The following is a 13,382-nucleotide window of genomic DNA, read 5'->3' on the forward strand; positions in this document are numbered from 1 at the left end:
ATGGCCAGAAGAGCCTAACGTATTGTTTGAAGCATTACTAGGTAAATGGGCTCCTGATGGAGTTATGGATGCCGACATATATTTGGCTTTGGTTACCATACATGGTACAATCATGGTTTTCTTTGTACTAACTGCTGGTTTAAGTGGTACGTTTAGTAACTTATTAATTCCATTACAAATTGGGGCTCGGGATATGGCATCAGGATTTCTAAATATGGTTTCATATTGGTTATTCTTTTTATCATGTATAATCATGGTTGCTTCATTATTTGTTGAAGCTGGTCCTGCAGCAGCTGGTTGGACAATTTATCCTCCATTAAGTGCTTTACCAATGGCATCAGGTGGTTCAGGGTTAGGTATGACACTATGGTTAGTATCAATGGCTATTTTTATTGCTTCATCATTATTAGGGTCTTTAAATTATATAGTTACTGTAATTAATTTGAGAACTAAAGGGATGTCAATGACAAGATTGCCTTTAACCATTTGGGCGTTTTTTGTAACTGCTATTATTGGTGTTGTATCATTTCCAGTATTATTATCTGCAGCGTTATTATTAATAATGGATAGAAGTTTTGGAACTTCATTTTTCTTATCAGATATTTTTATTCAAGGTGAAGTATTACATTATCAAGGAGGTTCTCCAGTATTATTCGAACATTTATTTTGGTTTTTAGGTCACCCAGAGGTATATATTGTAATCTTACCAGCAATGGGATTAGTTTCAGAAATTATGGCGTCTAATTCACGTAAACCTATATTTGGTTACCGTGCAATGATTGCTTCTATTTTGGCTATTGCATTCCTATCTACAATAGTTTGGGGTCACCATATGTTTATTTCTGGTATGAATCCATTCTTGGGGTCTGTATTTACATTTACAACCTTATTAATTGCTATTCCATCGGCCGTGAAAGCTTTCAACTGGATAACAACACTCTGGAAGGGTAATTTACAAATGAATCCTGCCATGTTATTTTCTATTGGATTTGTTTCAACATTTATAACGGGCGGTTTAACAGGAATTATTTTAGGAGATAGTGCTTTAGATATTAACGTACACGATACTTATTTTGTAATTGCTCACTTTCACTTAGTGATGGGTATATCAGCATTGTATGGTATGTTCGCCGGTATTTATCATTGGTATCCAAAAATGTTTGGTCGTATGTTGAATAAAAATCTTGGGTATATCCACTTTTGGATAACCGCGGTATGTGCTTATGGTGTATTCTTCCCAATGCATTTTATTGGTATGGCTGGTTTACCACGTCGTTATTATACAAATAGTAATTTTCCTTTATTTGATGATTTGGCCAATGTGAATGTTATCATTACCCTATTTGCTATAGTTGGTGGTGTGGTTCAAATTGTCTATTTATATAATTTCTTTATCAGTATTTTCTATGGCAAAAAGGCAGTTCAGAATCCTTGGAGATCGACTACTTTAGAGTGGACAGCGCCTGTAGAACATATGCATGGTAACTGGCCAGGAGAGATTCCTCATGTTTACCGTTGGTCTTATGATTATAGTAAACCTGGTCATGAGGAAGATTTTGTTCCTCAAAATATACCTTTAAAGGACGGAGAGGAAGAACTTCAGCATTAAAATAGCATATTAAAAATCTTACATATTAAAGCTCGCCTGTAAATGGTGGGCTTTTTACGTTTAAATGCGTATTTTTTCGATAAAAAGTAAAATTTTTTAAAATAATTCGATGAAATACAAAAAAATCAGTTAAATTGCGCTACGAAATATATTTGAAATTTTGATTTCAACACTATTAATAACCAGATTATAATTTTTCAATTATGAAAACCAAACCGAATCTAAAAAATGCTTTTACCTACGCGTTTTTTTATGTCATGTTATTTGGGATGTCTTATTCAGGATTTTCTCAATGTCCGACAGTTACAAATCCAACCCCGCCGCCAATATGCGATGCTGCTGGATTAGACTATCAAACTTTAACATCCTTATTAGTAAGTGATGGAGTCATTATTGATAATGGAGCAACCATTGTATATTACAAGGCTTTAGTTGGTGGAACTCAAATAGATAATGATGCCTTAGTTAAAGAAGGACTTATTTATGTAGATGATAATAATAGCGGAGTTGATTGTTCGCCAAGACAAGAATTAAGTATTTCTTTCACAGTTCCCGCTACTAATAGTGAATTTGAGGAGTTTTATTGTAGTGATGAAAACCCAACAGTACAAACTTTTATTGACGACGCTTTGATATCATTTATTCCAAGTGGAGGCTTAGTAACAGTTTATAACGATTTTGGCACAAACGATATAGCTTCACCAACACAGGCAATTACTTCAACTACAGCATTTGAAATTGTATTTGAGGATGCTGGCGGTTGTAAAAGTCAATTAGAAGATGGTTTAGCAATTTATATTGAGAAACCAGATGCACCAGTTTTAATATCACCTCAATCGTTTTGTAATGCTGGTGGAAATGTCTTTACTATTGCCGATTTGGATATTGGCACAGCTACCAATATAGAATGGTTTAATAATCCAGAGGCAAGTGGTTCAAAACTTTCTTTAACAACCGTAATTGATGATGGAGATGTTTTATATGCTTTAGTTTCTACCTCCCCTTTTCCTTGTGATAGTGAAACAACTCGAGTAGAAGTTATTATTGACGAACCTTTTGATCCTGGTACTCCAGGTAATGATGAGTTTTGTGATGACAGTATACCAGTTGGTGACATAGATATGTTTCCCTATTTAGGAGGATTGCCTGATACAAATGGAACATGGTCTGGTCCAACAACAATAACAGCAAACCCACAGGGAACGACAAATATTTCTACTCTTGTAGCTGGAGCACATACCTATATTTATACTGTGCCAAGTAATGGAACATGTCCAGAAGGTACTTCAACCGTAACAATTACAATTTATGAAACGTACACTTCAGGAACAGCATTAAGTCCAGCCTCATTTTGTGAAGCAGGTTTACCCTCAGCTTTTGATTTATTTACATTATTAGAAAATCATGACCCAGATGGACAATGGACGGAAGGAACTACAAGTGGTGGAACGGTAATAGCAGATCCTATGAATTTAGATCTAACAAGTTACACACCTGCAACATATAATTTCACATATACTCAAAATGTATTACCAAACCCGTGCCCGGAAGAATCTACAACGGTTCAAGTTATTGTGCTTCAAGATCCTCATGCAGGAAATGCTTTAAATGCAGTTTTTTGTGAGAATGAATTAGTTTCAAATTATAATTTATTTGATGCTTTAGATAACACTCAGGATAATAATAGTGGTACTTGGACAGATTCAAGTAATACTACCATTTCAAATCCAATAGATATTACTTCGTTCACAGTAGCTGGAAGTCCATATATCTTCAATTATACAATTGATAATGGAACATGTTTAGATACTGAAGCTATTACAATAACTATTGAACCTGCTCCAGAATCTGGAACAGCAAATACACCTGTTGAGTTTTGCGAAGGTTCAGCCCCAGCAAGTTTTGATTTATACAGCTTAATAGACGGAGAAAGTGGAACAGGAACATGGACAAATAATACGACATCGGCCATAGTAACAGATCCTAGTAATTTAGATATATCTAGCTATACAGATGGGACTTATGATTTTACATTTGATATTGATCCTATAGTTTCATGTGATGATGTTGATGTGGTAGTAAGTATTATTATCAACCCTTTACCAAATACAGGAACAGCAGATAATCAAACGTTTTGTGAAAATAACCCAGCATTAAATAATACAAGCTTTGATTTGTTTTCATTGTTACTTGGTTCTGTTGATTCAGGAGGTCAATGGTATACAGGTGCAGATAATTCAGGAACAGCAATTACTAATATTATCGATCTGTCAGTATTAGGCACAGGGAATAATCAATATACTTATGAAGTTATAGATTCAAACACGTGTAGCAATGCAACAACGGTAGCTATTCTCATAGAACCTGCTCCAGAATCTGGAACAGCAAATACACCAGTTGAATTTTGTTTAGCAGAAATAACCACAGGACAAACTTATAATTTATTTGATTTATTAGAAGGCGAAGATCAAACAGGAACATGGAGCGACGATGATGCTTCATTAGCTTTAAGTACTAATATAGTAACACTTGACGGTCTTTCTGCAAGAACTTATAATTTCACTTATGATGTTGATGCTATTGACGGTTGTGATGATGTAAATGTAACAGTAAGCATAATTGTTAACGATACACCAGCACCTACGGCAGATACACCTCAAGAATTTTGTGATACTGCTACAGTAGCTAATTTAGTTGCAACAGGAACAACCATTCAATGGTATGATGCAGATACTGGAGGTAATCTTCTAGACGATACTACCGCTTTAGTGGATGCTCAAATCTATTATGCAACTCAAACGGATGCCACTACAGGTTGTGAATCTTCTGTAAGAACAGCGGTAACTGCAACTATCTATCAAACACCTGATGCAGGCGGTCCAAATGCAACTCCAATTGTAGCATGTAATGATTCAACAATTGATTTAACTGCAGGTTTAGACGGCACTCAAGATGCTGGCGGTACTTGGTACGAAGGTTTAGATAATACCGGAACTGTAATAGCAGACCCAACTATGTACGATGTTACAGGGTTTATTGGAGGAAATTATGAATTTACTTATTATATCGTAGCCTCAGCGCCTTGTGTTGATGATAGCGAAACAATAACAGTTACTATAGAAGAACCATTAAATGCGGGTTCAAATATTAATCCTACTTTAGATATATGTAGTAATGAAGGTACAACAGATTTATTCACATTATTAGGAGGAGCCGATGCAGGTGGAACTTGGTCTCCGGCCATGTCTAGTACAACGGGGGTTTTTGATCCGTTAGTAGATGCAGATGGAACCTATACTTATACATTAACAAATAGTTGTGGAACATTCACAAATCAAGTAGAAGTAACCGTAACTCTTGCACCAAATGCGGGTTCAGATAATACGCTTGCAATTTGTGTAGGTGATGATCCAATTGATTTATTCACCTTATTAGGAGCTGATGCTCAAAGTGGTGGTGTTTGGACACCAACCTTAACAAGTACCACAGGAGTTTTTGATCCTGCGGTCGATACATCAGGAACTTATACTTATACCGTAACTGCTGTGGCACCATGTGCACCAGATTCTACGTCCGATATTGTTGTAACAGTAAGCGATACGCCAGCAGTAATTGTTTTAGATCCAGATCCTGAATTTTGTTTAGCAAACAATCCAACTGTTGAAGACTTATCAATTAGTATTCGTCCATCAGGAACAGTTAATTGGTATGAAGATGCCGCTTTAACTATTCCAGCATTACTTACGGATGATTTAGTTGATGGTGAAGGTTATTACGCAACTCAAACTAGTGGTGCATGTGAATCATCCATGGCAGTTCAAATTAATGTTACTGTTAATGATACGCCAACACCAACTATAATCGATTCAACAATTGAATATTGTATTAATGATGATCCAACTATTAGGACATTGTCTGATAATATAATGGAGTATGATAATACATCAGATAATCTAAGATGGTACGACACACCAACTGGTGGTTCGGCTTTTTCAGAAGATGACTTACTAACTAATATTACCTATTACGTGGCATTGGTTGACCCAGTTACAGGTTGTGAGAGTAGTGTGCGATTAGAGGTTATACCAGATTTAACAGCCTGTGGAAAATTGATAATTCCAGATGGCTTCTCGCCAAACGGAGATGGTGTTAATGATACTTTCGATGTTGATAATCTAGCCATTTTATTTCCAAATTTTGAAATGGAGATTTATAATAGAAATGGAAACATTGTATACAAAGGAAATGCGAACTCACCAAGATTTGACGGAACTTCCAATCAAGGAAGAGTCATTTCAAAAGGCGATTTGCCAGTAGGTGTTTACTTTTACATTTTCAACTTTAATGATGGAGAAAATAAACCAGAACAAGGAAGCTTATACTTAAGTAGATAATTTATAGATAAAGCAAAATTTAAGAACATGAAAAATTTAAATATATATCATAAAATAGCTGCTTTGTTAAGTATAATCATACTGTCTTATCAAAGTAACGCGCAGCAAGATCCTCAATTCACTCAATACATGTACAACATGAGTGTTATAAACCCAGCCTATGCAACTGCAGAAGAAGGGATATTAAATTTAGGAGGACTTTACAGAACACAATGGGTTGGCTTAGAAGGTGCACCAAAAACAGGAAGCTTTTTTGCTCACACACCTATTAACGAAAAAATCGAAATGGGACTCTCGTTCACCAATGATAATATTGGTGATGTTGTAAACGAAAATAATATTTATGCAGATTTCGCATATGTATTGCCAGTAGGGATAGAAAGTAAAATATCATTTGGTGTTAAAGCCGGTGTAACACTTTTTGATACCAATTTTAATGGATTTCAATTACAATCAGGTGGCACAAGCACAGATCAAGCTTTTGATGAAAACATTAGTAAAGCCTTTCCTAATTTAGGAATTGGTGCTTTCTTTTTTACCGATACCTATTATTTAGGATTATCGGCACCAAATATGTTGTCTACAAAACACCTTGAAAATGAAAACGGTATTAAAGCAACGGGTATTCAAAATGTGCATTATTTCTTAACAGGTGGATATGTTTTCGACATTGATAAGGATATAAAACTCAAGCCTGCTTTTATGGCAAGAGGTGTAAAAGGTGCTCCGTTAGCGTTAGATATTACGGCGAATGTGTTGATTAATGAAAAACTAGAAGCTGGTTTAGGGTATCGTTTAGGCGATGCTATGAGTGCTTTAATTAATTTCAGAATTACTCCAGAACTGAGAGTTGGTTATGCTTACGATTATACAACTACTAACTTAGGAGATTACAATTCTGGATCGCACGAAATATGCATTTTGTTTGACGTTGATTTATTCGGATTTAAAAGCGGATATGATCGTTCGCCAAGATTCTTCTAACATTTAATACAAGGAAAACATGAAAAAATATACATACATACTTGCAGGCCTTTTATTAGTTAGCGGACTGGCCCATGCACAAAAGAAAAATTTAAAGCGTGTAAACAAGCTTTTTGAAATTAGAGCTTATAAAGATGCTGCAGAAATTTACGAAACTAAGGAGCGTAACCAAGAAGTGCTTCAAAATTTAGCGGATAGTTATTATTACAATACCAGTCTTCAAAAAGCAATTAAAACCTACAGAGAGTTATTTGTAGAATATGGCGATTCTATTGATATTGATTATCATTTTAGATTTGCTCAGGCTTTAAAAGGCGTTAAAGAATATAAAGATGCCGATAAGCATTTAAGTATGTACTATAACACGCCAATTAATACCCTTGCTTTTATAGAACAAACCGATAAAACTACGCCGCACAATTTCAAATTGAGGCAAATTGAAAACAAAAATTCTAGTAGCGATTTTGGCTTGACTTTTTACGGCGATGATAAAGTAGCTTTTGCATCTGGAAGAAATTCTGAAAACCCGCAATATGCTTGGAATAATTTACCGTATTTAGATTTGTATAGCGCATCTATTACAAGCCAAAATGTTTTAGAAAATATTCAACCATTTTCTGAAGCTATCAATACAAGTTCGCATGAAAGTAGTGCTGTTTTTACAAAAGATGGTAAAACCATGTATTTTAATAGAACTAATACAACACGCAAAAAAACAGACGAAGAACGCATCGCACACATCAAAATTTATAAGGCGGAATTGGTAGATAGTGTATGGACAAATGTTACGCCATTACCATTTACTTCAGATTCGTATAGTACCGAACATCCAGCGTTAAGCAAGGATGAAAAAACTCTTTATTTTGCTAGTGATATGCCAGGAACCTTTGGAAGTTTTGATATTTACAGAGTTTCAATAAACGATGATGGTACCTACGGAGAACCGGAAAATTTAGGTGAAACTATAAATACTAAACACAGAGAGCAATTCCCATTCATTAGCGAGTATAATGTATTGTATTTCTCTTCAATTGGTCATCTTGGTTATGGCGGATTAGATGTGTTTCGAAGTAATATGGTTAACGATTCATTTGATAGTCCTGTAAATTTAGGAAGCACCATAAATAGTAATCTAGACGATTTTGCATATGTGATTAGAGAGAAGACTAATAAAGGTTATGTATCATCAAACCGAACTGGCTATGATAGATTATTTGGTTTTGCAAGAGAAAAAAATCCTTTAACAATTTATCAAGTGGAAGGTATTGTGCAAGACTTAAACAGTAAAAACATTCTTCCAGGATCTTTAGTAACATTATTTGATGAATCTGATAGGGTAATTCAAGACACCATTGTTGGTGATGATGCATACTATATTTTCAAAATAGAACCAAATCAAAAGTATAAGGTACGCGGTACTCGAAAAGCATACATTCCTCAAGATGTTGAGTTCTCAACAGATAGTAAGGGGAAAGTGCAACATGATATTTACTTGTCTTTAGAGTCTTTTGCTGATGCTGAAGAGCGTATTAAAGAAAAAGATAAAGGTGCTGAGCAAGTTGTTCAGGTTGAATTAGATAAAATTTTCTTTGATTTTGATGAAGCTATTATTCGTGAAGATGCGGCAACTACCTTAAATGTATTAGTCGATATAATGAATAAATATCCAACAATGGAAATTGAAGTATCTGCACATACAGATGCACGCGGACCAGATGAATACAACTTAAATTTATCAAAAAAACGTGCTGCTTCAACACTTGAATATTTAGTGAGTCAAGGCATTGAGAGAAACCGATTAAGAAGTATCGGTTACGGCGAAATGCAACCACTTAACGAGTGTGTTAAAGAAGGTATTTGTGATGATCGAGAATATGATATTAACAGACGTTGTGAATTTACAATATTGAAATAACCAACCTAATAATCACCAACCAATTATTTAAAAAGCCTTTCCAATTCGGAAAGGCTTTTTGTTTATATTTGCTTGTGCTGAACTTGTTTCAGTATTTTGTCATTCCTGCGAAGGCAGGAATCCACTTTTTTATATTATTCAAATTGAACCAAAATGTCACCCTGAGCATTACTGAAATGAAAATATATTTTCATTGAAAGTACGAAGCGAAGCTTTAAAGAAGGGCTTATAATCATGAACGAAAACCTAGATCCAACAGACGACAATTTTTCACCAGAAGAATTAGATGTAGAAAGAAAATTAAGACCCTTGTCCTTTGACGATTTCACAGGTCAAGATCAAGTGTTGGAAAACCTTCAAATTTTTGTTCAAGCGGCCAATTTAAGAAGCGAAGCTTTAGATCACACCTTATTTCATGGCCCTCCTGGCTTAGGAAAAACAACCTTAGCACATATTTTAGCCAATGAATTAGAAGTTGGTATAAAAGTAACATCAGGTCCCGTTTTAGATAAACCTGGCGATTTAGCTGGTTTACTTACCAATCTTGAAGAACGCGATGTTTTGTTTATTGATGAAATCCATCGATTAAGTCCCATTGTTGAAGAGTATTTATATTCAGCCATGGAAGATTATAAAATCGATATCATGATTGAAACCGGTCCAAACGCAAGAACAGTTCAAATCAACTTAAATCCTTTTACATTAATTGGAGCAACTACACGGTCAGGATTGTTAACCTCACCAATGCGTGCGCGATTTGGTATTCAAAGCAGACTTCAATATTATAATACAGATTTACTAACCACTATTGTTCAAAGAAGCGCCACTATTTTAGATGTTCCAACCTCTATGGAAGCTGCCATTGAAATAGCTGGAAGAAGCCGTGGAACACCAAGGATAGCAAATGCATTGTTACGTCGTGTTCGAGATTTTGCGCAAATAAAAGGCAACGGAAATATTGATATTAAAATTGCCAAATATGCCCTTGAAGCATTAAATGTTGATGCCCATGGTTTGGATGAAATGGATAATAAAATTTTAACCACCATCATTGATAAATTTAAAGGTGGTCCCGTTGGTATTACTACTATTGCAACAGCAGTAAGTGAAAGCCCTGAAACTATCGAGGAAGTTTACGAGCCGTTTTTAATTCAGCAAGGTTTTATTATGCGAACACCTCGTGGTCGTGAAGTTACTGAGCAAGCCTATAAACACTTAGGGAAAGTTAAGGGATCAACACAAGGAGGTCTGTTTTAAAATTGATAAGTAGTGTCAGACTGAGCGTAGTCGAAGTCCAATTAAGAAAGTGAAAAACATATCAAAATACACACAACTCATTAAAACCGAAGCAAAACGCCTCGGTTTTTTGTCTTGTGGAATCAGTAAAGCGCAATTTTTAGAAGAAGAAGCACCCCGATTAGAGAAGTGGTTAAACAATAACATGCATGGGCAAATGCAATACATGGAAAACCATTTTGATAAACGGTTAGACCCAACAAAACTAGTTGAAGATTCAAAAAGTGTTGTGTCTTTATTACTCAATTATTTTCCTTCTGAAGTACAAAATCAAAACAGTTTTAAGCTTTCGAAATACGCCTATGGGACAGATTATCATTTCGTAATTAAAGACAAGCTCAAATCGCTTTTACATTTTATTCAAGACGAAATTGGGGAGGTTCATGGTCGTGCTTTTGTTGATTCTGCACCGGTTTTAGACAAAGCTTGGGCGGCAAAAAGTGGTCTTGGTTGGATTGGTAAACACAGTAATTTGCTCACCCAACAAGTTGGTTCTTTCTATTTTATAGCTGAATTAATTATCGATTTAGACTTAGAGTATGATTCGGTAACAACAGACCATTGTGGTTCTTGTACAGCTTGCATTGATGCGTGCCCAACTGAAGCCATTACAGAGCCTTATGTGGTTGATGGCAGCAAATGTATTTCCTATTTTACCATAGAATTAAAAGAAAATATTCCAACAGAATTTAAAGGAAAAATGGACGATTGGATGTTTGGTTGTGATGTCTGTCAAGATGTTTGCCCATGGAACCGATTTTCAAAATCACATAGTGAACCGTTGTTTAATCCGCATCCCGAATTGTTATCCTTTACAAAAAAAGATTGGGAGGAAATTACAGAAGATACTTTTAAAAAAGTGTTTAAAAATTCAGCTGTAAAACGCACCAAATTTTCAGGGTTAAAAAGAAACATTGATTTTTTGAAAGATTAGCAATAGTTGGTAAATTCTGATTATACATAGTTTCTTTAGTGCTCTATTTGAAAGTGAATCAATGGATTGTAAAATGGAAATTGAATGTTAGAATTAGAACGATTTAGACCCAAAAAATAAATCCTAGCAAATTAATTAAAAAATAGTTATATTGAGAATGGTGAAACAACATAGAGAATTATTGTTTTTTCTAAAAGAACATTTTATTATTAATAGCAAATGAGATTAGCAACCATATTAAAAACAGAAGATTTTGATATTCAGAAAAAAATAATTTCTGAAATTAGAGATATAATAAATTATAAAAATTTAGAACCAGGAGATAGGCTTCCTTCAGAAAGGATGCTTGCAGAAAAATTGGAGGTTTCTAGAGGTAGTTTAAGAGTAGCCATCCAAAAACTGGAATTTTATGGTGTTTTAGAATCCATTCCTCAAAGCGGAACGTTTGTAACTAATATTGGTGTTACTGCTATAAATGGGATAATAAAAAACCTATTAAGACTTGAAGATCCAGATTTTAAATCTTTGGTAGAAACTAGAATTTTATTAGAATTAAAAACTGCCAGCTTAGCAGCCTTAAGACGAACAGATGAAGATTTAGAAGAAATGAGTGTCGCCTTGCAAGCATACAAAACCAAAGTGCTAAAAAATGAAAATGCCGTACAAGAAGATTTACTTTTTCATTTGGCAATTGCTAAAGCAAGTAGGAATAGTTCCATGAATAGTCTTATGCTCATGATAACGCCTGGAATTATTACAAATTTTGAAAGATATCATGTCTGTGACGATGGTTTATCACTAAGAGGAATAAATGAGCATCAAGAAATTTTTGAAGCCATTAAAAGTCAGAATTCAAAATTAGCAAGAGAAAAAATGAAACGACATTTTAAAGTGCTTTATCAATATTGCTATAATTTAAAATAACAATTTTTCTTGTTATTTATTCCCTAATACTTCCCATTTTTTTCAAATCTAAATATCCATTCGTCTGCACTTGTTTTGGAGAATCTGAAAAAAATTTAAAAATTAAACTTTTAGCTTCTAAGTGTGCTTTAAAATTATTTTTCTTTCAGCTTAAAAAGAAATATCAAATTTTTAAAAGAATAGGAGTTTCCTTATTAGGATTGTTATATTTGCTAGACTATAAATTTAGTCCATTATGAGCGAAGAAAGCAAACGAAGAGAGGCCCTTATATACCACGCAAAACCAACTCCTGGTAAAATTAAAGTGGTTCCCACTAAAAAATATGCAAGTCAAAGAGATTTATCTTTAGCCTATTCACCGGGTGTTGCAGCGCCCTGTTTAGAAATTGAAAAAGATAAAGAAAACGCCTATCGATATACTTCTAAAGGGAATTTAGTTGCGGTAATATCTAACGGTACTGCCGTTTTAGGATTGGGAAATATTGGTCCTGAAGCCTCAAAACCTGTTATGGAAGGTAAAGGTTTATTATTCAAAATTTTTGCAGATATTGATGTATTTGATATTGAGGTAGATACCGAAAATGTTGAAGAATTTATTCAAACTGTAAAAATGATAGCTCCTACTTTTGGAGGGATAAATCTTGAAGATATTAAAGCACCCGAAGCTTTCGAGATTGAAAGACGGTTAAAAGAAGAACTGGATATTCCAGTAATGCACGATGACCAACACGGAACTGCTATTATTTCGGCAGCAGCCTTAATAAATGCCGTTGAACTTTCTGAAAAGAAATTAAAAGACGTAAAAATTGTTATTAGTGGTGCAGGTGCAGCAGCCATTTCATGCTCGCGTTTATACCAAGCTTGCGGAGCCAGTCGTGAAAACATGGTCATGCTTGATAGTAAAGGCGTTATTAGAGATGATAGAGAAAACTTGTCTGCTGAAAAAGCCGAATTTGCCACCCATAGAAAAATAGATACACTTGATGAAGCCATGATAGATGCCGATGTGTTTATTGGACTTTCAATGGCCGATCTGGTAAGTCCAGAAATGCTTTTGGTAATGGCTAAAAACCCCATAGTTTTTGCTATGGCAAATCCAGATCCAGAGATTAAGTATGATTTAGCGGTTGCTACTCGAAAAGATATTATTATGGCAACTGGTCGTTCTGACCATCCTAATCAAGTTAATAATGTTTTAGGATTTCCATTTATTTTTAGAGGTGCTTTAGATGTGCGCGCTACCAAAATTAACGAAGCCATGAAAATGGCAGCCGTAAAAGCATTGGCTAGATTAGCCAAAGAACCTGTTCCTGAACAAGTAAATAT

General features: G+C 34.7%; 8 protein-coding genes. All 8 read left to right on the forward strand.

The genetic code is table 11. The features are described from left to right. Window positions 1-1,609 (forward strand): cytochrome c oxidase subunit I (locus WBN21_RS10825; RefSeq protein WP_424200163.1); only part of this gene is annotated, 1,609 nt, incomplete at its 5' end. 203 nt (window positions 1,610-1,812) lie between these two features. Beyond that, on the forward strand, window positions 1,813-6,003 hold the full coding sequence (locus WBN21_RS10830; RefSeq protein ID WP_424200165.1) for a gliding motility-associated C-terminal domain-containing protein: 4,191 nt from the start codon (window positions 1,813-1,815) through the stop codon (window positions 6,001-6,003). Window positions 6,004-6,030: 27 nt separating this feature from the next. Next, window positions 6,031-6,987: a PorP/SprF family type IX secretion system membrane protein gene (locus tag WBN21_RS10835; RefSeq protein WP_424200167.1), complete on the forward strand. Its 957-nt coding sequence runs from the start codon at window positions 6,031-6,033 to the stop codon at window positions 6,985-6,987. 19 nt (window positions 6,988-7,006) lie between these two features. Beyond that, window positions 7,007-8,902, forward strand: a complete 1,896-nt coding sequence (locus WBN21_RS10840; RefSeq protein ID WP_424200169.1) for an OmpA family protein — start codon at window positions 7,007-7,009, stop codon at window positions 8,900-8,902. Window positions 8,903-9,136: 234 nt separating this feature from the next. Next, on the forward strand, window positions 9,137-10,159 hold the full coding sequence (ruvB, locus tag WBN21_RS10845) for a Holliday junction branch migration DNA helicase RuvB (protein ID WP_424200171.1): 1,023 nt from the start codon (window positions 9,137-9,139) through the stop codon (window positions 10,157-10,159). Between the two features lie 49 nt (window positions 10,160-10,208). After that, a complete protein-coding gene (gene queG / locus WBN21_RS10850; RefSeq protein WP_424200173.1) occupies window positions 10,209-11,132 on the forward strand; it encodes a tRNA epoxyqueuosine(34) reductase QueG in 924 nt (307 codons plus the stop codon). A gap of 219 nt (window positions 11,133-11,351) precedes the next feature. Further along, on the forward strand, window positions 11,352-12,056 hold the full coding sequence (locus WBN21_RS10855) for a FadR/GntR family transcriptional regulator (protein WP_424200175.1): 705 nt from the start codon (window positions 11,352-11,354) through the stop codon (window positions 12,054-12,056). A 235-nt stretch (window positions 12,057-12,291) separates the two neighbouring features. Beyond that, on the forward strand, window positions 12,292-13,382 hold a 1,091-nt coding region (locus WBN21_RS10860), incomplete at its 3' end, for a malic enzyme-like NAD(P)-binding protein (RefSeq protein ID WP_424200177.1).

Origin of the sequence: Algibacter sp. (assembly GCF_049667265.1) — a bacterium.
Taxonomy (GTDB): domain Bacteria; phylum Bacteroidota; class Bacteroidia; order Flavobacteriales; family Flavobacteriaceae; genus Algibacter_B.

Coding starts and splice junctions, on each gene's coding strand:
- WBN21_RS10830 (WP_424200165.1), top strand. CDS start 1,813: ATGAAAACCAAACCGAATCTAAAAAATGCTTTTACCTACGCGTTTTTT.
- WBN21_RS10835 (WP_424200167.1), top strand. CDS start 6,031: ATGAAAAATTTAAATATATATCATAAAATAGCTGCTTTGTTAAGTATA.
- WBN21_RS10840 (WP_424200169.1), top strand. CDS start 7,007: ATGAAAAAATATACATACATACTTGCAGGCCTTTTATTAGTTAGCGGA.
- ruvB (WP_424200171.1), top strand. CDS start 9,137: ATGAACGAAAACCTAGATCCAACAGACGACAATTTTTCACCAGAAGAA.
- WBN21_RS10855 (WP_424200175.1), top strand. CDS start 11,352: ATGAGATTAGCAACCATATTAAAAACAGAAGATTTTGATATTCAGAAA.